The sequence below is a fragment of the Plantactinospora sp. ZYX-F-223 genome, assembly GCF_039649625.1.
Lineage (GTDB): Bacteria > Actinomycetota > Actinomycetes > Mycobacteriales > Micromonosporaceae > Plantactinospora.
Map to the genome: position 1 here is coordinate 238,181 of NZ_JBDJAV010000004.1, position 21,687 is coordinate 259,867.

Genomic DNA, 21,687 nt, shown 5'->3' on the forward strand with positions numbered 1-21,687 from the left:
CAGTGCGCGACGTGGTTACGACAGGCCAGCCTGGTGGGCGAGAATGGCGGCCTGGACCCGGTTCTGTGCGTCGAGCTTGATGAGGATCGAGCTGACGTGGGCCTTCACGGTTCCCTCGACGACGTGCAGGGAGCGGGCGATCTGGCTGTTGGAGTGTCCGGCGCCGAGCAGCGCGAGAACCTCGCGTTCCCGCTCGGTCAGCGACCCGACGCGCCGTGCCGCATCGGCGGCCCGGCGGCGGTGGCTGTCGCGGTAGGTTCCGATGACCTGCCGGGCGATGGCCGGCGAGAGGAAGGCGGCTCCGTCGCTGACGGCGTGCACCGCGGCGATCAGTTCGCGCGGGTCGGCGGCCTTGAGCAGGAACCCGGCGGCGCCGCCGCCGAGCGCCCGGGCGATGTACTCCTCCTCGCCGAAGGTGGTGAGCATCACGATGCTGGTGGCCGGTACCGTGGCGGCGATCTCGTCGGCCGCGGCGAGTCCGTCGAGAACCGGCATCCGGATGTCCAGCAGCGCGATGTCGGGACGGTGGGCGCGGCACAGCTCTACGGCTCGGCGTCCGTCCGCGGCCTCGGCGACGACCTCGATACGGTCGTCGGTGTCGAGGATCGCCCGGACACCGGCGCGGATCATGGCCTCGTCGTCGGCCAGCAGTACCCGGATCGGGGTCACCGTTACATCCTCTCCATCCGGTCCTTGGCGACGAGTACGTCTTCGCTGAAGCAGAGTCGGTAGAGGCCGGCGGCCTCGCTGAACAGGCTGGCCCCGGCTTGGAAGTAGGTGCAGGTCGAGCCGGCCGGTTTGGATGGCTCGTTCAGGATTCGCGGCACCGGGTCGATGTCGCGTGGCGGCAGCTGCGGCTGGATCTGCGCACGCGTCTGGCCGAGCCGCAGGTCGTGGTACAGCTCGTCGGAGAGCCCGGTGCGTGACACGGTGTACATCTGCAGGAGGACGAGGGCCGCGACGAGCAGCAGCGCGGCGCCGAGGGGAAGGGCGGCGGACTGCATCTGCCGGCGGCGGGTGAGCCGTCTCGTGCCTTGCAGTTCGAACGCGGCGGGACCGTCGTCGGGCCGCGATCCGGCGTCGTCGGGCAGCACGGCGGTGACAGCCCAGCCGCCGTCCGGCCGGGGTCCGGCCTCGAGCCGGCCGCCGACCAGCCGGACCCGTTCGTCCAGCCCGATCAGCCCCTGCCCGCTGCCGGTACCGTCGCCGGGCCGGACCGGTGCCTCGTTCACGACGTCGATCCGGGTGCCGGCGTGCTGGCGGGCAATGGTGACGGTGACCTGCGCACCGGGTGCGTGTCGGGCGGCGTTGGTCAACGACTCCTGGACCACGCGGTGCACCGCCTGGCTGGTCATCGGCAACCACGCCGGACCTGGTCCGTCACGGCGAAGCCGCACCGGCATGCCGGCCGTGACGGCGCGACGGACCAATTCGTCGATGCTCTCGTCGGCCGGTTGCAGATCGGCGGCGGCATCGGCGTTGCCGAGTACCCGGAGGATGTCGCGCAGCCGTTCGGTGGCCCGGACCGCGCTCGCCCGCAGTTCGCCGGCGGCGTGACGGTGCTTGTCGGTGAGGTCGCCGGCCAGCTCCAACGCACCGCTGCGCAGCGCGATCAGGGCCAGTTCGTGTCCGAGCGAGTCATGCATGTCCCGTGCGATCGTCGCCCGCTCGCGCAGCCGGGCCTGTCCCGCGACGATCGTGCGCTCGCGCTCGCCGTGCTCGGCACTCAGGCGCCGGTAGCGGCCCACCCACCACGGCAGCACCGAGACGACGAACAACAGCAGGACCAGCGAGAGCCAGTACGACAACGGATCGGTGGAGCGCCACAGCGACACCCCGAGCCCGGCGGATGCCGCCGCCGTGAAGACCCACAGCGCGACCGAAAGCGAAGCCATCCGCCGCCCGGCCACGAAAGCCGGCACGATCGCCACCAGGGGCAGCCAGGCGCCGGTGGTGAAGACCTCCGAGACCGAGGCTCCGGCCGACACGATCAGCAGCGGTGTCCACATCCGGTCCGCCCGGTCGTAACGCACCAGGCCACGATACATACGCCGGTGCCGGCGGCACCCTTGACGAAAGTCAGGGGCGGGCCTGACGACAGACCGATGTCCGGCAGGCCGGCTCCTCGTAGCGTCCGGGACATGATCAGAGCCCAAGGACTGCATAAACGGTACGGCGGGAAGGTCGCCGTCGATGATCTCTCGTTCGATGTACTTCCGGGTATGGTGACGGGTTTCCTCGGTCCCAACGGGGCCGGTAAATCCACCACCATGCGTCTGATGCTCGACCTCGACCACGGCGGCGGCGAGACCCTGTTCGACGGACGCCGGTTCGGCACGATCCGGCATCCGATGCGCCAGATCGGTGCCGTACTGGAGGCCAGGGCGTTCCACCCGACCCGCACTGCCCGGAACCATCTGCGGATGCTGGCCGCCGGCGGCGGGATCCCGGCGGCCCGGGCGGACGAGGTGTTGGAGTTCGTCGGGTTGGCGGAGGTGGCCCGGAAGAAGCCGCGGAGCTTCTCGCTGGGCATGGCGCAGCGGCTGGGGCTGGCGCAGGCCCTGTTGGGGGATCCGCGGACGCTGATTCTCGACGAGCCGGCCAACGGGCTGGACCCGCACGGCATCCACTGGCTGCGCGACATATTGAAGTCGCTGGCGGCGCAGGGCCGCACCATCCTCGTCTCCAGTCACCTGCTGTCGGAGATGGAGCTGATGGCCGACGAACTGGTGGTGATCGGCCGCGGAAAAATGATCTACAACGGCGACGTGGACGGGTTCGTGAGGCAGTTCACCCAGGCGACCGTCCAGATCCGCAGTCCCAGGGCCGACCGGCTCGCCCAGGCGCTGAAGGGCACCCACGGCGTCGAGGTCGACGTCGCCGATGACGGTACCCTGCGGGTGTCCGGGGCCGATGCGGCCGCCGTGGGCGAGATCGCGTTCGCCAACAGCATCCCACTGCACGAGTTGACCACCCTGACCGCGTCGCTGGAAACGGCGTTCATCTCCGCCACCGGCGCATCAGAGGAGTACGTCGCCCGTCAACTCAGCACCGCCGGCGGTGCCGCATGATCGACGCGTTGCGCTTCGAATGGGTACGCCTGCGTACCATCCACTCGACGTACTGGCTCGTCGGCCTGGCCCTGCTCGTCAACGCCGCGGTGGCGCTCCTGGTCAATCTGGCCACCCGTAACAACCCGCTGGACACCGACATCGTCGGGGCTACGGTGACCGGCGGAGGCACCGCCTCGCCGCTGCCGCTGCTGGCGGTGTTCATGGCCGCCGTCGGCATCCTCGCCACCGGTCACGAGTACCGGTACGGCACGATCCAGCCAACACTGACCACCATTCCGCGACGAACCACGGTCCTGACCGCCAAGCTCGCGGTCGTCGCGGCGGCGGCGGTGGCGGTGGCGGTCGCGTCCATGCTCGTCAACGTCGCCGTCGGCCTCGTCTTCTGGGGTGAATTCCCCGAGCTGACCGAGCAGCCTCTCGGTGCGGCGCTGCCCGGCTACGTCCTGCTCGTCGTGCTGTGGGCGGTGCTGGGCGCCGCACTGGCCCAGGTGTTCCGCAGCGTGCCGGCGGCACTGGTGGTGATCCTCGTGACGCCACTCGTCGTGGAACAGACGATCTTCAGGCTGTCGCTCGTCCCCGCGCTCGACTGGCTCGCACCCGTGATCAAGTTTCTGCCGTTCTCCGCCGGCCTGCGGCTGGTCGACCTCAGCGGAACCGCCGCTCTCACCGACGCCGACAACTTCGACCTGTTCGGCCGCTGGGCAGCCGGTGGCGTCTTCACCGCCTTCGTCGCCATCATCCTGACCGCCGCCTGGGCGTTGTTCGCGCGCCGGGACGCCTGATGGGAGCCCTGCCCCCTCGGTCAGCCTCGGGTACCGGCCGGCGTCGCGACACTCTCGTATGCCGGATCGGTGTCCGGTGCGCCGACATCCGCCGGCTCGACGGGCGCGGCCGCCGGCTCGACCTCGGTACCGGCCACGCGCCGCCGACGGCGACGCCACCAGAGCAGAACCAGCACCGCGCCGACCAGCACGAGCAGGTAGAGCAGTGTCCACGGAACCGTCCAGGCCGTCCCGCTACGGGTCACGGCGGGCAGTGCTTGCTCGCTGCTCGTGGCGTCGACGCGCACCGTGGCGGTGAGCATGCCGGCCGGTAGCACGCCGTCGACCCGGTGGACCAGGGTCACCCGTGCGCCGGGCAGCAACTCCGGCAGGGTGACGTCCTGGCTGCCGGAGAGCGGTACGCCGAACAGGCCGGTGGTCCGCAGCCGGGCGGCGCCGCCGACCCGGACGTTGCCGGGGTTGCGGAGCCGGAAGGTGATCGTCGCCGGGCCCCGGGCGAACGGCACAGCCGGATTGGCGTACGAGACCTGCACCGACTCGACGTCGACCATCGGTGCCAGCGGCCCGTTCACCCGCAGGTAGATCCGTACGCCGACCCTCCGCTCCACGTTGACCCGCTGCCCCGCCGCGTCGGTGCGCGCTTCGGCGACCGAGGCGACGATCCCGGCAGCGTGGTCGCCGGGGGTCGCGTTCCGTGGAACGGTCACCCGGAACGGCAGGACGATCCGCTCACCGGGGCGCAGGGTCCGGGTCTGCCGGCCGAGGTCGACCCAGGCGCCGACGTCGCGCGCCGGCTGGCTGGCCGGCGGAAGGGCGAACGCCCCGTCCGTCGAGGTGGACGCGTCGGTGGCGTACACGGTGAAGGTGAGCGGCCCGGTTGACCGGTTGGTCACCACCACCCGGTCGTCGTGTTGCTGGCCCGGGCCGAGGTCGTAGCTGAACTGGCTGCGCGGGCCGGTACCGGCCGCGGCGGCAGGCTCCACGGTCCAGCGGAACTCGTCGCCGGGGGCGGCACCGGCAGGACCGGGGACCGCCGTCGACAGGATCGTGGCGACGGCCAGCGCGGCGACGACGCGGCAGGGTCGGGGTGCGGTCATGGTGGCTCCTCGCTCGTCGTCGCGACGACCTGGTCGACCGGGCGGCCGACGTCCTCGCGGCGCCCGGTCCCGGAAGCGGCTCTGGGATGGTGTGTGACGGCGGACGTGCGGCGGAGGTACCACGGCTGCCCGTGGTACCTCCGCCGCCGGTCGGCCGTCGGCCGGTCGGACCCGGGTGGGTCAGACCAGCGTCAGGGTGAGGTTGCCGGCGTAGCTGCCCGGCGTGGTGGTGTCCGGGATGCCGAGGCTCAGCCCGGCACCGCACTCGAAGGTGCCGGCGCTGCTGCCCTCGTCGGCCCGGCACAGCGTCCTGGCCTCCCCGAGGCCGGAGCCCGGCGCCGCAGCGGCACCCGCGGTCGCGTTGCCGCTGCCGCTGACCCTGCTGGCCTTCGGCGTCCAGCCGAGCTGGTTGCCGTCGATGGTGGCGGCGGCCGGTCCCACGAAGTCGTCCACCTGGCCGGTCAGGTTCCAGCCCGCGCTGGTGCCGCGCAGGTCGGTCACCGTCGCCGAGTTCAGCGTGCCGGTGGCCGTGCCGCCGACGACGCCGCCGGAGAGTGCGACGTTGGTACCCGCCACCTCCAGGGAGAGCCCGCCGCCGAGGATCTCGGCCGTGATCCGCTGATCCTTGTCGACGGCGCCCGGGGCGGTCACCTGGACCCTCACCTCGGTGGAGGTCGACGGCTGGTACGCCGCCGGGTCCGCCGGGGTGAACTGGGCGGTCAACGAGTTGTTCCCCACCGGCAGGGCGGAGGTGGTGATCCGGGCGGTACCCCCGGAGACCGGTGCGGTGCCCAGCGAGCTGCTGCCGTTGCGGAAGGCGACCGTGCCGGCCGCGACGGCCGGGTCCACGGTGGCGGTGAGGGTCACGGCGGTGCCGGCCTCGACCGGACCGGCCGGGCTGGTGCCGAGCGCGGTGCTGGTCGGCACGGCCGGGTCGACGGCGCCCTTGACCCGCCAGTTGCCGCCGTCGACCGTGATGACGGTCTCGAAGCGGTCCTGGTGTACGCCGTTGAGCTCGCTGAGGCACTCGATGACGACGACGTAGTCGCCGTTCGCCGGCGTGCCGGCCAGCGCGGTGGCCATCGACCGGTTCGCGGCGAGGGTGAACGGAGCGGTGTCGTAGCCGGTGTCGCTGGCGATCCGGTTGAGGTTGGCCACCTGACCGCCGACGGGGCCGACCCGCAGCGCGGCCTGGTCGCCGAAGCCGGTGGGGCAGGCCGTCGAGGTGGTGGCCTGGGTCAACATCGGGTTGTCGGTGACGGTGCCACCGGTCGGGTTGAGGGTAAGGGTGCCCGCCGCCGCGGCCTGGGCCGGCGCCGCGACGCCGACCAGGCCGACCGCGGTCAGCGCGACCGTGCCGGCCAGGGCAGCCGCCCGGCCGAGCAGGGCCTCTGTTGCTCTCATGAATCACTTCCTTTTGCCAGGAGTGCGGTGCGGCGGCTCTCCCACGTCGGGAGCGGTCACCTGCCGCGACCTCGATCAGGCTGCACACGGGCCGTGACCCGTCGTGCAGGCCATCGCCAAGGCCGGACATGCGGCAGGAGAATTGCGGGTTACCGCCGAACCGACGTAGGGCTGACGGCGCGAGGAATCGGGTTGATCCACCGTGTGAATGGCAGGTGTCAAAGGCGGCGCGAGCAGGCTGTTCACCTTCTGGTAGCCATCGCCGACCCGGTGGACGCGACCGACCGGTCGGCGCGACGGACTAACCGAACCGTCCGTGCACATAGTCGTAGGTACGAGAGTCCTGTGGACTGTCGAACATCACCTCGGTCGGACCATGCTCGACGATGGCACCGGGCGTACCGTGCTCGGCGAGGAAGAACGCGCACTGGTTGGAGACCCGTGCCGCCTGCTGCATGTTGTGCGTGACGATGACGATGGTCACCTCGGTCACCAGTTCGGCGATGGTCTCCTCGATGCGCCGGGTCGAGGTCGGGTCGAGCGCCGAGCAGGGCTCGTCCATCAGCAGTACCCGCGGCCGGACCGCCAACGAGCGGGCGATGCAGAGTCGTTGCTGCTGCCCGCCGGAGAGCGCGCCGCCCGGGGAGCGGAGCCGGTCCCGGACCTCCTTCCAGAGCCCGGCCTTGGTCAGGCACTCCTCGACCAGCGCGTCCCGGTCGTTACGGCTGATCCGGGTGCCGGTGAGCTTCAGTCCCGCGACGACGTTGTCGTAGATCGACATCGTCGGGAAGGGGTTGGGCTTCTGGAAGACCATTCCGACCTGCCGCCGGGCGTCGGTGATCCGGCGGACCGGTGCGTACAGGTCCTGGCCGTCGAGCAACACCTCACCGGCCAGCGCGGCGCCGGGGATCAGCTCGTGCATCCGGTTGAGGATCCGCAGGAACGTGGACTTCCCACAGCCCGACGGGCCGATCAGGGCGGTCACCTCACCGGCGGCCATGGTGAGCGACACCCGGTCGAGCACCTTGTGCTGGCCGAACCACGCGGAGATCGACCGGGCTTGCAGGGCCGCCAGACCGCCGTACGGCCCGGTCGGGGCGGTGGGCATCACGGACGTACTGTCGAGGCTCATCTCGGCTCCGTCGTCAGTAGAGGTTGGGCAGGAGTCGGACGGCCTGGTCCGCCACGGTGAGGCCCAGGACGGTGAGCGGCGGCATCCCCGACACCCATGCCTGCCAGCCACCCCAGCGGGCCCAGGCCCAGCTCACCGCGTAGGCGGTGATCAGCAGCGCCTGACCCCACAGCACCAGCGGCACCCACGCGGCGGGGTCCCCGGCCATCGCCTGCTCGGCCGCCGTCAGGGACTGCGCCCCGAACCGCCGCTGCGGGGACGGTTGGACCGGCGAGACCAGGTCGGCGTCGGCGTACAGAATGTTGTCCGGCAGGTACGGCCGGCCGTCCGCGGTGGCCAGGGTGAGCCGGCCCGCCCCGTCGGCCAGCCGGGGCGGCAGCGGGTCGCCCGGCCGGCGCAGACCGGTGACCCGGTACCGGTGCTCGCCCTGCCCGGTCACCACGACGATCTCGTCGCCGGGGGTCAGCAGCGACAGCCCGGCGAACGGGCCGCCGTACCCGGCGCGCCGGCCCAGCAGGACGCTGGTCCCGGCCTGGCCGGGCAGCACCGTGTCGCGGCGGTGCCCGGGACCGTTTTGCAGCACGGCTCCGGTGGTCCCCTCGAAGACCACCTGCCGGGTGCCGAGCACGGGGATCCGGAGCACCGCGACCGAGGTACCGGGGCGCAGGAGGTCACCGTCGAGATCGGTCTGGCCGACCGGTGCGATCCCCTCGGCCAGGTCCTTGCGGAAGTCGGCGTACGCCGTCTGCTGGGCCCGCTCGTAGCGGAACTGGGAGATCAGCGTCAGGTGTACGACGAAGGCCAGCAGCAGCACGCCGAGCAGCGTCAGTACGGTGCCGGTGACGCGTACCGCCGGGATCTCGACGGGTCGGGGCCTGCGGGTCGGGGCGGCCCGCGACGGCGAACCCGCCGGGCCAGCCGGTACGGCACCGGCAGCGGCATCGGGTGCCGACCGGGGTGGCGCGGCCGCCGGTCCCTGGTGGCGGCCGACCGGTGGCACGGTCGGTGGGTCGACGGTCGCGGTCACGGCTGCCTGCTCCCTCGTCGGCGGATCAGCGGTACGGCGGCCACACACGCCAGCAGGGCGATCCCACCGAGGGCCCAGGGCAACGGTGAGGCGCCCTCGTCCGGCCGCGAGGCCAGGTCGGCCGAGGGGCCTGCCGAGGTGGCCGCGATGGTCGGTTCCCCGGGGGCACCGGTCGGCGCGGAGGGCGATGTCGGGGTCGCACCAGGGTTGGCGCCGGACGGCGAGCCGGTGGTCCCCGGTGCCGCGCCGGCGGTCGGTGCGGCCCGGCCCCCGGTGCCGTTCCTGACCCGCCAGGTGTCGCCGCTCACCACGATCCGCGACTCGAAGCGGTCGGGGTGCGTACCCAGGGTGTCGCTGACGCACTCGACGACGATCGCGTACTCGCCGTCGCCGGGCGGCCTGCCCTGGGAGGTGGCCATGGACCGGTTCGGGTGCATGGTGATCGGTGTCCTGTCGTAGCCGCCCGCCCCGCCCGGCCGGGCGATGTTGCTGTACGGGCCGCCGGCGGGGCCGACCCGCAGCAGCGCCGCGGAGCCGTACCCGGCCGGGCAGGGTGCCGAGGTGGTCGCCGAGACGAGCATCGGGTTACCGCCGACGCTTCCACTGGTGGGCGTGATGGTGAGCGTGCCGAGAACCGCGCGCCGGGCCGGCACCGCCGCCGCACTTGGCGACTGTGCCGAGAGCCCGGCCGCGGCCGCCAGGACGGCCGGGAGCAGCAGCGCCGCTCCCCGACGTCTCAGTGAACCCCTTCCCACCGCCCCTTGCGGTCGGTGGTGTCCGCCGGCGGGAGTCGGGGCGTACCCGCCGGGAGGTTCAGGTCGGCCAAGGTCCAGTGATCCGGGTACGGACATGTTTTCCTCTCTCCTGCCCTGGGCGGACGGGCCGACCGGGCTTCCGGCGGCGGACGACCGGCGTTGTCGTGTCCGGCTACCGGGCCGGCCGGTTTCCCGCACCGGCACCGGTCGGTCCGGCGCGCTCGCCCGGACGATCCGGCTATGCCTGGGTGTCGCGGCGCCGGGCCAGCAGCATCGCGGCCACGCCGGTGCCGACGAGGACGAATCCACCGGTCAGCAGGGTCGGCAGCGAAGCGCCGGTAAGCGCCAGGTTGCCGCCTCCGCCGCCCTGGACCGGACTCGGGCTCTCCGTCTCGGTCGGAGTCGGGCTGCCCGTCTCGGTCGGGGTCGGGCTGGGGCTGCCCGTCTCGGTCGGGGTCGGGCTCGCCGTCCCGGTTGGGGTGGGCGTGGGGCTGCCCGTCGGGGTCTGACTCGCGGTCGGGGTCACCGTGGGGGTCGGTGTGGCGGAACCGGTCGGGGTGGGTGAACCGGTCGGCGCCTGCTTGACCGACCAGGTCGAGCCGCTGATCGTGACCACCGCCTGGAACCAGTGCTCGTGCGGTTCGGCCAGCTCGGTCAGGCACTCGATGGTGATCCGGTAGTCGCCGTCCGCCGGCGCCGGGTGGTTTCCGTCGTCGGGGGTCGGGTCCAGCGCTCTGCTGATCGACCGGTTGGTGCCGAGGGTGAAGGGGCCGGCGTCGTAACCGGTGGCGCTGGCGATCCGGTCGAGGTTGCCGCCCGTCGGGCTGCCCGACTGATCGGCCGGACTGATCCTTATCTGCGCCTGGGCCCCCCAGCCAGCCGGGCAGCCCGCCGAGGTCCGCGCGGTGAACGCGGGTGCCTGTGCCGAGCCGTCTGTGACGTTGCCGCTGGTCGGGTCGATGGTGAGGGTGCCGAGCGAGGGTGCCGCCTGGACGGGTGAGGTGAGCCCGACCAGCGCCGCGGCGATCAGGCCGGCGCCGGAGAGCAGCCCGACCGCGACGACGGTTGAGCCGGCCCGTCCGAGCCGGCGGATTGGGGTCTTCACAGCGTTCCTTCCTGTCGATGACACGGATGGTGGCCGGACGTCCACAAGGGACCTCCGACCACCCGGGTGCGCGCCTCGGGCGCGCCGGATCAACCGATCACGAGGTAACAGATCTGCGACGTCGAGGCCGCGAACAGCCGCGGGTCCTCCGGGGTGAAGGTGGCCCTGAGCTGGAGCAGCCCGGTCGGCAGGGTGGTGGTGGCGAGAACCGCCCTGCCGTCGGTGAGGGGTGCCGTGCCGACGCTGGTGGAGCCGGCGAAGAACTCGACGCTGCCGGTCACGTTGCCCCGCACCGTGGCGGTCAGCGTCACCCGCTGGCCCTCGAAGGCGAACAGACCGGGCTTGGCGGTCAGCCTGGTGGTGGTGGCGGCCGCGTCCTTCACCGCCCAGGTGTCGCCGGTGACCGTGATCAGGGTCGAGAAGTCCTTCGGGGCTGCCCCGGTCGTACCGGAGCAGGAGATGGCCACCTCGTAGGTGCCGTCCGCCGGGGCTGCGCCGAGGGCGGTGGCGAGGGAACGGTTCGCCGCGAGGCTGAACGGCGCCTGGTCGTAGTCGGCGAGTCCGCCGATGCGGGCGAGCGGGCTGTACGGGCCACCGAGCGGACCGACCTTCAGCGCGGCATTCTCACCGAAGCCGGCCGGGCAGGCCGTGGAGGTGGTGGCCGCCGTCACGAACGGGTTGTCGTGCACGCCGCCGCCGGTGGGCGTCAGCGCAACGGTGCCGAGAACCGGGCTTTCCGCCTGGGCGGGGCCGGCCGGGCCGACGAGCGCCAGGGTCGCGATCGCGGCGGTCGACAGCGCTACCGCCGTCCGGACGAACAGAGACTTGGCCTTGCTCACGAAGCACTTCCTCTCGGTGCGGTTCACGGTTCGCTGTTCCCGGGATCGCGCCCCCGGCATCGGATCGGCGGCGGAGAAGCCGCCATGGTGGTACGCAATGGGGGAAGTGGAGACGATGGAACGAGGTGCCGTTTCGGCCCACCCGCCACCCGCGGAACGGACCGCAATCAGCATTCCCTGCCCGCCGGGTACGTCGACACCCGCGCCTCGCGAACGTTTCGTGCTCAATGCTTCGCCATCATGAAGGCCAGATGAACCCGAAGCAGGATCCGACGTCCGGCGGAACCCCCGAACCGCCGGTCGGCGACATGGTGCCGGATGAACGCTTTTCCACCTGACCCGCACGGCGGATGCGCCCCGACATCCATCTGCGACCACGATGGGCTGTGAGGGACGGCGGAAAACGGTTCGATGGATGTCGTGCTCCGTCCGTTCGACATGGCACTCGCGACCAGCGCGGAACGCCGGTCGCGAGTGCGGTCGATGACGCGCTCCCGGGCACTACGCCCCGGGTGTCAGGCCGGCGGCCAGCCGGCGGTGTTCAGGTTGCCGGTCAGCGTGGTGGACCCGCAGTCGCCGATGGTCGCGAAACCGTAGGTGGTGATCACCCCGCCCTGGTCGCAGAGCAGCGAGCCGAAGTTCCCGCCGGCGGTGAAGACCCGGTCGATCCACTCCTCGGTCAGCTCGCTGGAGGCGACGATGTTGTACACCCGCCGGTTGAGCGGGAAGGCGGGGTTCAACGCCTCGTTCGGCGGGGTGCTGCCGGCCGCGTACGGCGACACGGTGTTGATGCTGCCCAGCAGCGACGGGCCCCGCCGGTCCTCGACACCCGGCAGGGCGTTGCCCTGGGCGATGTGCTGGGCGATCGAGAACGGCATGACGTAGTCGTTGTGGCCGACCAGTTCCCGGCCGTCGTGCTCCTGCACCGGCGGGACCCCGGTGCCGTCCGGCACCGTCGCCGACGCCGGCACCAGGCAGGGGTAGTCACCGGCGTTGATCTCGGCGTCGGTGATGCCCATCTGCTGGTTCCAGAACTGCCGGGTGCCGGATCCGGGCTGGATCAGCAGCGGCTGGACCGGGAACGAGCCGACCGTCCCGGTGACGCACTTGTAGATGTTCTGCAACAGCGAGAGGGACATGTTGGTCGGCAGGTCGCTGTTCTCGTTGATCGCGTACGTCACCGCGTCCAGGGCGAACGGGATCCAGGTCCCGTTGCCACCGGCGACCTGGGTGGTACTGCTCGACGAGCGGGCGAAGTCGACGCAGTCCTCGATCGTGCTCGCCGCCGGGGCCTGCACCTTCGAGGCCCACAGCGAGCGGTTGCCCTCGGTCGAGCCGTTCGGCCGCTGGAACACGCAGTTGTCGACCTTGGTCTTGATCGGCGAGGTGCCGCGCGCGTCCCAGGACGCGAGTACGGTGCCGCCGCCGATCGCCGCACCCAGGCCGTTCAGCACGTCCTGGGTGGTGTCCGACCCGGTGCCCGCCAGGGTCCGGTAGGCGGCAGCGTCGGTCGGGAACGGGGGAAACCCGCTGAACGGGTCGGCCGAGGCCGGGGTGGCCACCGCCGTGACGGCGAGCGCGGCCGCGAGCGCCGTCCCCACCGCCTTTCCGAGGAACTTAACCTGCATTGCTCTCCCTTTCGCCAGAGAGACCGGAGGTCGACCCATTCCCCTATACGAATGGGTCTCAATCAGCATTCCCCTGATTCCCGTACGCCCGACACCGGTATTTGAAGAACGTTCCGTGCCCAATCCTTCGCCCACATGAAGGCCAGATGAATCGGTTCGACCACCGAGAGTAATCGGCCGGCAGATACATGACCGTCACGCCGGTCACGAGGGAATTCCGTCACCTCGACGCGTCTGCGGCACGGAGCTCCCGGCGGTACCCGCAAAAAATCGCGCCCGCGACCGACGCCACGCCGGCCACGAGCACGATCGGATCGAAGAGAGTTTCAGCGAACGGCGGTCACAGGGTTGCCGCGCAGCACGACGGAACCGCAGTCGGTGGCGACCCCGAAGCCGTACCGCTGGATGAGGGCGCCCTGCTGGCAGATCAGCGAGTCCGAACCGGTGAAGACCTGGTCGATCACGCCGTTGTTCAGGTCGGCGGTCGGGACGATGTTGTACACCGTCCGCCGCAGCGGGAAGTGCGCGATGTGCTGCGCGATCGAGTACGGCATGATGTGGTCGGTGTGCCCGTCCAGCACCCGGGCGTCGTGCTCCTGTACCTCCGGCAGGCCGGTCCCGTCCGGCAGCGCCGGCGACGCCGGCACCAGGCACGGGTAGTCGCCGAGGGCGATCTCCTGGTCGGTGATGGACATCTGCCCGTTCCAGAACTGCCGAGTGCCGGAGCCGGCCTGTAGCAGCAGCGGCTGGATCGGGAGGCCACCGATGTGGCTGATCACGCACTTGTAGATGTTCTGTAGCAGCGCCACCGACATGTTGATCGGCAGATCGCTGTTCCGGTTGATCGCGAAGGTGACCGCGTCCACTGCGAACGGAACCCACGTCCCGGTGCCGGCCGGGACATTGGTGGTGCTGCTGGACGACCGGGCGAAGTCGACACAGCCGGCGGTGGGGCGACCGGGCAGTTCCGAGTCCCGCAGCGCGGTCCGGCCGGCGGACGAACCGTTCGGCCGGGCCAGCTCGCAGGCCGTGGCCTTGGTCTTGACGGTCGCGGTGCCACGCGCGTCCCAGGATGCGATCACCTTCTGACCGCCGACGGTGATCGCCTCGCCGAGCCCGTTGAGCACGTCCTGGGTGGTGTCCGAACCGACCCCGGCCAGCGTCCGGTAGTCGGTCACCGGGTTCGGGTCGGCCGCGGCCGGGCCGGCCCCCGCCGCGACACCGACGGCGGCGACGAGGGCCGCGCCCACCGCCGCAGCGATTATCCTCACCTGCATCGTTCTCCCTTTTCTCCAGAAGGAGGTTCGGCTCGATGCTCTTTCTGAGTGAGCCGAGCGGAGCATCAATCCCCGGACCGGAGCCGCGATACCTGCGTCGGGGGAACGTTTCGGCGCGCAATATTTCGCACACATGTAGGCCGAATGAATCGCCTGCCATATATATTGAAATCTTTTTCGCCATCTCCCTGCGGTCCGTCGTGGTCGCAGGTGGATGTCGGGTCGCACACGCCGCGCGGTTCAGGTTGCAAATGGTTCGAGGCGGCGACCGGTGCCCGTGGAATTCATCCCGTCCCGGTCCCGGTCGCACGGCGATAGCCGAGCATCAACATGATCGGACCGGAGATACCGCTCGCCATCCCGACCCCGAGGACGCCGAGCAACAGGAACCGCATCCATCCTACCGGCTCGCCGGGGGTCGGCGTCGTCGCGGCGACCGGTGCGGCGACGGCCGGAGGTGTCGGGGTGGCCGGCGCGGTCGCACCGGGGCTCGGTGTCACCCCGCCCGCCGGAGTGGACGGGGCTAGGGACGGGGGTGCCGGATCCGGCCCGGACGCCGGGGCGGGGACGGTCGGCGTGGGCGAGGGAGACGTGGTCCGGGCCAGTTCCAGTTGGGCGGCCACCGCGAGGGTCTGGTCCCGCAGCGGCTGCGGCAGGGGTGCGTAGCCGGGCGGGAGCTGTCCGGGCTTGGACCCGACCGTCTGCCCGTCCGTGGCGATGTAGCGCAGCAGCCGGGCGTACTCGCGGCGGGCCGGCTCCGCCCGGTCGAGGTTGGCCGCGGCGTAGGTCAGCATGGTGAGCGGGTAGGCGCCGGGCGCGGACCGGGTCGGGTCGGGCTGCAACACCCCGTCGACCTGACCGGGTTCCATCGCGTCGACCCCGGCCAGCAGGCCGGCGGTGTCCGCGTTGACGCAGTTCTCGCCCTCCGCGTCGCACAGGCTCGCGGTGGCCAGCCCGTACCGGGCCGCCGACGCCGCGTCGGTGATCCCGAGCCCGAACTTCCGGCCCGGTAGCGGCGGCGGTGCCGCCTTGTAGTCGCCCAGCCGCGCCTGGGGATTCGCCGGGTCGACGCCGCCGGCGGTCTCGTCCCAGACGATCCGCTGCCGGGCGTCGCTGCGCAGCGTCTGCCGCGCGGCGATCTCCAGGCTCTCGGCCCAGGGCGCGAAGCCCGGCATGCAGTACGGGAACTTCGGTACGCCGTTCGTCGGCTCCCCGGTACGGCAGCTCGGGTCTTCCTTCGGAAAGCGCGGCAGGCCCTGCCCGTCACCGAACACCAACGGCGCGTAGGCCGGGTTGACCCGCATTCCGTTCTCGTCGGGGACCCTGGAGAGCCACCTGCGGGCCGCCTCGTCCGCCAGGATCCACTGCCACACCCGGTGGGCCAGCACCGACTCACCGTCGGGCAACTGGATCGGATAGTGCCTCGACGTCGGGAAGAAGCTGTCGAATACCGGATTCAGCCTGACGAACTCCTCGTCGACCCGGATGGACCGCGGATTCCCGGCGAGGTCCGAGGTCTCGCTCGGGTTGGGTACGTCCTGCTGGTACGACTGGGTCAGCAGCTTGGCCAAGAGTCGCGGGGTGAGTTTCAGTTCCGGCAGCGGCTGGCCGTTGATCCGCTGCGCCTCCGGTTTCGAGCCCGGGACCTCCGACTTCGACGTCCGGGCCTCGATCTGGAAGGCGACCACCGCCGCGTTCACGGTGATCGGGGCGTGCACGACCATCGGATCGGTCTCCTCGCGTACCACCGGCTTGTCGACGTAGGCGACCCCTCGGCCCTCGGGGCCCGGGGAGAGGACGGCCGCGTCCGCGGTCGTCTCCGTGGTGACCGTGTGCGAGAACGCCGCCCGGCCACCCGTGCAGAGACTGGCCTGCCAGCTCACCGTGGCCGGCGCCACCAGTTCGGAGCCGACGGTGTCGAAGACCTGGCCGCCGAGCGGGCACGGTGGGCGGACAGGCTCGAACTCCAACGGGAACACGATCCGGTTGGCGAAATAGCTGGGCAGCAGCGGTGACCCGCTCATCCGTCTCGGGCTCTGGTAGACGTCGCCGTGGAAGTCCCGCTCTCCGCGAGGAACGACGACCAACCAGCAACGCCGGCCAGCGGGAAAGCCGGCCACCACCTCGCCGCAGTTGAGTCCCTTGGCGTCCGACCCGCGCTGGACCTCGAAGATGGTCCGGCCGACTCCGTCCGACGCGGTCCGAGCGGCCACCACCTCGTTGGTCTCGTCCCGCCGGAAGAAGTCCTCAATGTCGGGGACGCCGTCGTCCGGCGCACCTTCCGGCGGGAAGTCCTTCATCCGGGTACGTTGGCCGTCGGAGGAGCGGAACGGGATGACCTGCGCGTCGGCCGGCAGGCGGTCGGACGGGTCCCGACCGGCCGGGTTCCCGCTGGCGTCCAGGTTGAAGTCGACGGATCGGCTGGAGGCCGAGACGCCCACCTGGAGTTCTTGTTCCTCGCTGACCTCCCCCTTGGCCGTCAGGCCGCCGAACTGGCAGGTCTCGCGGAAGTCCGGGGCGTCGGGATCGGGTCCCCAGCACTGCATGATCTGTAGGTAGCTGGTGCCGTAGGCGCTCTCCGGCGCGGTCGCCCTGCCGCCGGTCCAGGTGATCTCGATGCCCTGGGTGACGAGATTCCTGGTCTGCGAGACGGTGACGCTGAGGTCGGAGAAGTCCTCGAACTGGCCACGCCGGCCGTGCTGTGTCATGGCCGACTCGGTGAGCCGGTCACCGGGTACGGCCGCCACCGCCGGCCGCCCGGCGTCCAGCCCGCCGACGGCGAGCAACGCGGTCGGCGCGACCAGCGCTCCCACCACCGCAGCCGTCCAGCGCCGCCGCAGCGACGGGTGACTCGCCCGGCGCCTCACCGGTCCTGCCCCTCGGTGCCGGCGCGGGTGACCCCGGACCGCCGGAAGATCAACGGTGGCCCGATCACCAGGGCGAGCAGTACGACGCCGGCGAGCACCATCATGGTGTGCCGCAGTCGCCACCCGCCCTCGCCGTCCAGCGAGACCGGTACCCCCGCGACGAACTGCTGACCTCCGCCGCCGTCGCCGGTGCCGATCACCTCACCCGTGGCCGGGTCGATTAGTCCCGGCCCGGCCGACTGGCTCGCCGTCGGGTTGGCCGTGGCATTCGGTCCGCTGCCACCGGGGTTGCCCGGGCCGCCGGGGTTGCCGGTGGTCGGGTTGCCGCCACCACTGGGGTTGCTGTTCCCCGTGGGAGTGCCGGCGGCACCACCTGTGCCGGCGGTGCACTGCTGGCCGTTGCCCTTCCGGTCGCACTCCGGGGGGTTGAGGGCGGTCCGGGCGAGGGTGTTGGTGCCGTCGGTGGAGAACGTCGGGTTGTTGCAGCTACGGATCGGCCGCGCCTCCTGCACCACGCCGGGGATCCGCTTCACCTGGTTGAAGCCCGCCTCCACCAGGTTGATCGGCAGCGGGGAGTAACCGAGCAGGTCGACCTTCTGCTGGCCCTGGCAGAGGAAGTAGTAGGCGAACCGCCCGAGCGTGTACGCCTTGTCCTCGGTGACCCCGTTCTCGTGCGCGAGCGGGATGATCATGTACGAGTACGAGGAGAGCGGATACGTACGCCGATCCCGGTCGTTGTAGACGCCCTCCAGTTTCTGCGTGAGGTAGTTCTGGGCGTTCGGGTTGCTCGTCTCGATCTGCGCCTTGGTCAGCGCCACCGCGACGCTGTTGGCCGTCGGCTCAACGTAGTAACCAGCCTTGTTGAGCACCTTGACCACCGGAAAACCGTTCTCCTTGGCGTACGAGTACTCGACGTAGGTGATGGCGCCCTCGGCGTTGCTGCCCGCGACGTATCCGGCGATCTGGCTCGACCCGGCCTGTGCGGTGAACCCGGGTGGATAGAACGACAGCACGTTGCACTGCGCCTCGGTCCGGCCCTTGTCCTTGCACCAGGGACGCCAGATCGACGGGTACTGGTTGTTCATCCACTTGACGAACTGGGCGGTGGTGCCGGAGCCGTCGGAGCGGACCACCGGGACGATCCGCCGGGCCGGCATGTTGAGCCCGGGGTTGTCGGCCCGGATCGCGGGGTCGTTCCACTTGTCGATCGACCCGGTGAAGATCTTGGCGATCACGTCGCCGGAGAGCCGCAGGTTCGTCACCCGCCGGCCGCCGATCTTCAGGTTGTACATGAAGGCGGTTCCCCCGGCCACGATCGGCATGTACGCGAACTTCCGGCCTGGGACGGCCTCGTTCGCCTCCGCGCCGAACTCGATCTCGGAGACCGCGAAGTCGACAGTGCCCTGGGCGAAGGCGTTGCGGCCGGCCGTCGAGCCGACGCCGCTGTAGTGCACGGTGATGTTGTTCTGCCGGACATCGGCCCGCCACTGGTCGAGCGCGTTCTGGCTCCAGGTCGAGCCGGATCCGGTGATCGAGACGAGCCGAGGGGCGGCGGCGGCCGGCACGCCCAGCAGCACCGATGCCGCGACCAGGGCGAGCGTGAGCAGCCGGGCCACCCCCCGGCGCGTCCGGGTAGCGGTCTCAGCCATCGCGATTCTCCTTCTCGGGTGGGGAAACGGCGTGCACACCGTGCTGGTCGGCGCCGGCCGGCGCAGGAGGGGCCGTCGCAGGGCGCGGCGCCGGAGCGGGCGCCGCCGGGTAACCGGCGGGGCCACCGGCGCGGCGGGCGTACCGCGTCACGTCCCGAGCCGACTCCCGGGACCGGCGCCGCAGTTGACCCCGACTCAGCTGTCCCGGGCCGCGCCCGCCGACCAGCCGGGCCAGCACGAAGAGCAGCAGCACCAGCATCATCAGGGTCGCGGCGGTGCCGAAGCCCCGGACGATGAAGCTCTCCTCCGGCGAACGGGTCAGCGAGTAGGTGACCAGCGGCAACGAGTTGTTCCAGCCGTCGAACGGGTTCAGGTTGACACTGGTGGCGCCGCCCGCGGTCAGCAGCACCGGAGACGTCTCGCCGATCCCCCGCGCGGTACCGAGGATCACCGCCGTGGTCAGCCCGGAACGGGCGGTCGGGAGCACCACGTGCCAGACCGTCCGCCACTGTGCGGCGCCCAGCGCCAGCGCGGCCTCCCGCAGGTTTCCCGGTACCAGCCGGATCACGACGTCGGCGGCGCGGATGATGATCGGCAACATCATCACGCTGATCGCCAGCGACGTGGCGAAGCTGGAGTGGCGGTAGCCGAGTGCGAGGATCAGGGTCGCGTAGATGAACAGACCGGCCACGATGGACGGCAGTGCGGTCATCGCCTCGGCGATCGTCCGGACCAGCCGGCTCAGCCGCCCCGGGATCTCGCTGAGGAAGACGGCGCAGATCACCGCCAGCGGCACGGTGAACAGCAGGGCCAGGGCGATCTGCTGCAACGTGCCGACGATCGCGTGCAGCGCGCCGCCCTGGCTGAGTGGTTCGAGGGGGCCGGTGATCGACATGTCCTCGGTGAGGAAGTTGAGGTGCGTCAACGGCGGCCAGCCCTCGGCGAAGGTGTAGAAGACCACCAGCGCCAGTACGGCGAGGACCAGGAAGCCGAGGCTGTGCACCACGGCGCCGACCAGCCGGTCCCGTACGGCGGGACCGTCCTCGTCCAGTGACACCAGCAGCCCGTAGAAGCCGAGGAAGGCGAGGTAGGCGATCACGACGAAGCCGAGTACGCCGTCGAACGGGGCGAGTTGGGTGTAGAGCAGGGCGGTCACGCTCAGCGCGGCGACCGCCGCGCCGATCGCCGCGAAGATGTCGGTACGCCGCACCGTGGCGCTGATCCGCCGCACCTCGACCACGTCCGGCTGCTCGGGACGTACCGGAAGGGTGGTGCTCCGTCCCCGGTCCGACCGCACCCGCGCGACCGGTACCGCCGCATCGACCGGACGCGGCGGTTGGTCGACGGTCGCCGGCCCGGTCTCGCCCGGCACCGCCGGGCCGGGTCCGACCGGTGCCTCTGTCTGCTCGTCGATCGCGTGCTTCGGGCTCATCGTCGGCGCACCTTGCTCGTCGTACTGCTCATCGTCGGCACCGGTCAGACCTCGCTCGCCGCGCCGGACCGGCTGCGAGCGATGATCATCGAGGCGAGGAAGTTCACGATCAGGGTCATCACGAACAGGGCCAGCCCGGCGGCGAAGAGAGCCGAGATGCCGGCCTCGGTGGAATCGCCGTAGCGCAGAGCGATCAATGCCGCGACCGAGCTGGCACCGTTCTCCAGAATGCGTGGCTGGATCTGGAAGACCGGAGAAATAATCATGACGATGGCGATCGTCTCGCCGAGCGCACGGCCCAGCCCGAGCATGGTGCCACCGATCATGCCGCCGCGCCCGAACGGGAGTACGACGGCCCGGATCATTCCCCACTTCGTCGCACCGAGCGCGTACGCGCCCTCCCGTTCCCCGGCCGGTGCCTGGGAGAAGACCTCCCGCATGATCGAGCAGACGATAGGTGTGATCATCATGCCCACCACCAGCCCGGCGATAAATGTCGACGAGGTGTAGACCGTCATCGTCGAGAGCGGATCGCGCGGATCGGAGTCCTTGACGTCGAAGATCGGGATCCACCCGAAATAGGTGGCGATCCAGTTGCTCAACCCCAACACGTTGTCCTGGAGTAGGAAGAATCCCCACAGCCCGTACACGACACTCGGTACGGCGGCCATCAGGTCGACCAGGCTGATCAGGGTCTGCCTGATCCGCCTCGGCGCGTACTCGGAGATGTAGAGCGCCGCACCCGTCGCCAACGGCACCGCGACCACGATGGCCACCAGGGCGATCAGCACGGTACCCGTCAGCACGGCGGCGATCCCGAACCGCCCGGCGCCCGCGTCGGGGTCCCACTCCTGAGTGGTCAGGAACGACCAACCGGCGACCCCGAGCGCGTCCTGCGCCCGGTAGAGCAGGAAGCCGCCGACGAGCAGCATGACGCACAGCACGACAACGCCGCCACCGCGAGCCAGACCACGGAACAGCAGGTCGCCGCCGCCGCGCCGCTCCCGCACCCGGCGGGGCTGGTCCGTCGCCCCGTCCGCGGGCGCCGGGATCGTGGTCCGGGAGACCTCTACCGTGGCCATCGCTGGATCCTCGTCTCGGAGCCGGTCCGCCGGCCGGCATCGGTCCCCAGCGGCCGCCGCAGATCACCTTGGCCGTCATCCACCCAGGGCAGGACGGCGGGCGGCGCGGCGTGCCCGGCCGGCTGGTCACCCCGCGACACCACGCGGCGTCCCCTGCGCACCAGGCGGGTGCCCTCCACGATTTCGGCCAGCGGAATCGCGGCGAGAAATCGTTCCAGGTTGTAGTTGCATTCCCTGGCCCGCAGGTAGGACCGGCTGGAAATGGCGACCGTCTCGCCGTCCAGTTCCAGCCGCCACGCCCACTGGCCGGTGAACTCGTCGGTCAGGGCCAGCGCACTCGCCCGATGATGCTGCTCGCGCAACCGCTTGACGGCCGCCCAGCATTCCACGTACGTCCGGTAGCCCACCTCGCCACGACCGAGCTTTCGGTTGTTGGGCGAGACGAGCATCCAGATGACCTCCTCGGCAGCCTCGTCCACCCGGGTACCCGACCCTGCGGACATGGCCAGGAAGACGAAGCTCGGCTGGTGCACCGGA

Annotated in this window: 18 protein-coding genes; 2 read left to right on the forward strand and 16 right to left on the reverse strand. The window is 71.0% G+C overall.

What is annotated here, in order from left to right; all coding sequences use genetic code 11:
• Positions 1 to 15 precede the first annotated feature (15 nt).
• Both AAH979_RS06085 and AAH979_RS06090 read right to left on the reverse strand, forming a co-directional pair.
• On the reverse strand, positions 16 to 669 hold the full coding sequence (locus AAH979_RS06085; protein WP_346257036.1) for a response regulator transcription factor: 654 nt from the start codon (positions 667 to 669) through the stop codon (positions 16 to 18).
• A 2-nt stretch (positions 670 to 671) separates the two neighbouring features.
• The gene (locus tag AAH979_RS06090) at positions 672 to 2,033 is read right to left on the reverse strand and encodes a histidine kinase (protein WP_346257037.1); all 1,362 of its coding nucleotides are present in this window, start codon (positions 2,031 to 2,033) and stop codon (positions 672 to 674) included.
• 108 nt (positions 2,034 to 2,141) lie between these two features.
• On the opposite strand from AAH979_RS06090, the gene AAH979_RS06095 reads away from it, so the two are divergent.
• Positions 2,142 to 3,071 (forward strand): ATP-binding cassette domain-containing protein, encoded by a 930-nt coding sequence (locus AAH979_RS06095; RefSeq protein ID WP_346257038.1) that lies wholly within the window; start codon positions 2,142 to 2,144, stop codon positions 3,069 to 3,071.
• On the forward strand, positions 3,068 to 3,856 hold the full coding sequence (locus AAH979_RS06100) for an ABC transporter permease (protein ID WP_346257039.1): 789 nt from the start codon (positions 3,068 to 3,070) through the stop codon (positions 3,854 to 3,856). The genes AAH979_RS06095 and AAH979_RS06100 overlap by 4 nt, the downstream gene beginning before the upstream one ends.
• 20 nt (positions 3,857 to 3,876) lie before the next feature.
• On the opposite strand, the gene AAH979_RS06105 is transcribed toward AAH979_RS06100, so the two are convergent.
• The 14 genes from AAH979_RS06105 to AAH979_RS06170 form a co-directional block, all read right to left on the reverse strand.
• Positions 3,877 to 4,953, reverse strand: coding sequence for a DUF916 domain-containing protein (locus AAH979_RS06105; protein ID WP_346257040.1), 1,077 nt, complete (start codon positions 4,951 to 4,953; stop codon positions 3,877 to 3,879).
• Between the two features lie 180 nt (positions 4,954 to 5,133).
• Positions 5,134 to 6,357: an Ig-like domain-containing protein gene (locus AAH979_RS06110; RefSeq protein WP_346257041.1), complete on the reverse strand. Its 1,224-nt coding sequence runs from the start codon at positions 6,355 to 6,357 to the stop codon at positions 5,134 to 5,136.
• Between the two features lie 301 nt (positions 6,358 to 6,658).
• The gene (locus AAH979_RS06115; protein ID WP_346257095.1) at positions 6,659 to 7,465 is read right to left on the reverse strand and encodes a phosphate ABC transporter ATP-binding protein; all 807 of its coding nucleotides are present in this window, start codon (positions 7,463 to 7,465) and stop codon (positions 6,659 to 6,661) included.
• Between the two features lie 37 nt (positions 7,466 to 7,502).
• Positions 7,503 to 8,516 carry a sortase gene (locus AAH979_RS06120; protein WP_346257042.1) on the reverse strand — a complete coding sequence of 338 codons (1,014 nt, stop codon included), beginning with the start codon at positions 8,514 to 8,516 and terminating at the stop codon, positions 7,503 to 7,505.
• On the reverse strand, positions 8,513 to 9,271 hold the full coding sequence (locus tag AAH979_RS06125; protein WP_346257043.1) for a hypothetical protein: 759 nt from the start codon (positions 9,269 to 9,271) through the stop codon (positions 8,513 to 8,515). The genes AAH979_RS06120 and AAH979_RS06125 overlap by 4 nt, the downstream gene beginning before the upstream one ends.
• Before the next feature lie 238 nt (positions 9,272 to 9,509).
• Positions 9,510 to 10,376: a hypothetical protein gene (locus AAH979_RS06130; RefSeq protein WP_346257044.1), complete on the reverse strand. Its 867-nt coding sequence runs from the start codon at positions 10,374 to 10,376 to the stop codon at positions 9,510 to 9,512.
• A gap of 89 nt (positions 10,377 to 10,465) precedes the next feature.
• The gene (locus AAH979_RS06135; RefSeq protein ID WP_346257045.1) at positions 10,466 to 11,215 is read right to left on the reverse strand and encodes an Ig-like domain-containing protein; all 750 of its coding nucleotides are present in this window, start codon (positions 11,213 to 11,215) and stop codon (positions 10,466 to 10,468) included.
• A gap of 515 nt (positions 11,216 to 11,730) precedes the next feature.
• Positions 11,731 to 12,843 (reverse strand): hypothetical protein, encoded by a 1,113-nt coding sequence (locus AAH979_RS06140; protein WP_346257046.1) that lies wholly within the window; start codon positions 12,841 to 12,843, stop codon positions 11,731 to 11,733.
• Between the two features lie 326 nt (positions 12,844 to 13,169).
• Positions 13,170 to 14,114 carry a hypothetical protein gene (locus tag AAH979_RS06145; protein WP_346257047.1) on the reverse strand — a complete coding sequence of 315 codons (945 nt, stop codon included), beginning with the start codon at positions 14,112 to 14,114 and terminating at the stop codon, positions 13,170 to 13,172.
• A gap of 290 nt (positions 14,115 to 14,404) precedes the next feature.
• Entirely contained in the window at positions 14,405 to 16,987 is a 2,583-nt protein-coding gene (locus AAH979_RS06150) for a hypothetical protein (protein ID WP_346257048.1), read from the reverse strand.
• Complete coding sequence (gene pstS, locus AAH979_RS06155; protein ID WP_346257049.1) at positions 16,984 to 18,636, reverse strand: phosphate ABC transporter substrate-binding protein PstS; 1,653 nt, start codon at positions 18,634 to 18,636, stop codon at positions 16,984 to 16,986. Before pstS ends, AAH979_RS06150 begins: the two co-directional genes overlap by 4 nt.
• The gene (gene pstA / locus AAH979_RS06160) at positions 18,629 to 20,068 is read right to left on the reverse strand and encodes a phosphate ABC transporter permease PstA (protein WP_346257050.1); all 1,440 of its coding nucleotides are present in this window, start codon (positions 20,066 to 20,068) and stop codon (positions 18,629 to 18,631) included. Before pstA ends, pstS begins: the two co-directional genes overlap by 8 nt.
• A 44-nt stretch (positions 20,069 to 20,112) precedes the next feature.
• Positions 20,113 to 21,150 carry a phosphate ABC transporter permease subunit PstC gene (gene pstC, locus AAH979_RS06165; RefSeq protein WP_346257051.1) on the reverse strand — a complete coding sequence of 346 codons (1,038 nt, stop codon included), beginning with the start codon at positions 21,148 to 21,150 and terminating at the stop codon, positions 20,113 to 20,115.
• Positions 21,138 to 21,629, reverse strand: coding sequence for a hypothetical protein (locus AAH979_RS06170; protein WP_346257052.1), 492 nt, complete (start codon positions 21,627 to 21,629; stop codon positions 21,138 to 21,140). Before AAH979_RS06170 ends, pstC begins: the two co-directional genes overlap by 13 nt.
• Positions 21,630 to 21,687: the final 58 nt, after the last annotated feature.

What these genes read in the sequence shown, in the direction of transcription:
- AAH979_RS06095 (WP_346257038.1), top strand. Translation starts at nt 2,142, where the DNA reads ATGATCAGAGCCCAAGGACTGCATAAACGGTACGGCGGGAAGGTCGCC.
- AAH979_RS06100 (WP_346257039.1), top strand. Translation starts at nt 3,068, where the DNA reads ATGATCGACGCGTTGCGCTTCGAATGGGTACGCCTGCGTACCATCCAC.
- AAH979_RS06105 (WP_346257040.1), bottom strand. Translation starts at nt 4,953, where the DNA reads ATGACCGCACCCCGACCCTGCCGCGTCGTCGCCGCGCTGGCCGTCGCC.
- AAH979_RS06110 (WP_346257041.1), bottom strand. Translation starts at nt 6,357, where the DNA reads ATGAGAGCAACAGAGGCCCTGCTCGGCCGGGCGGCTGCCCTGGCCGGC.
- AAH979_RS06115 (WP_346257095.1), bottom strand. Translation starts at nt 7,465, where the DNA reads ATGCCCACCGCCCCGACCGGGCCGTACGGCGGTCTGGCGGCCCTGCAA.
- AAH979_RS06140 (WP_346257046.1), bottom strand. Translation starts at nt 12,843, where the DNA reads ATGCAGGTTAAGTTCCTCGGAAAGGCGGTGGGGACGGCGCTCGCGGCC.
- pstS (WP_346257049.1), bottom strand. Translation starts at nt 18,636, where the DNA reads ATGGCTGAGACCGCTACCCGGACGCGCCGGGGGGTGGCCCGGCTGCTC.
- pstA (WP_346257050.1), bottom strand. Translation starts at nt 20,068, where the DNA reads ATGAGCCCGAAGCACGCGATCGACGAGCAGACAGAGGCACCGGTCGGA.
- pstC (WP_346257051.1), bottom strand. Translation starts at nt 21,150, where the DNA reads ATGGCCACGGTAGAGGTCTCCCGGACCACGATCCCGGCGCCCGCGGAC.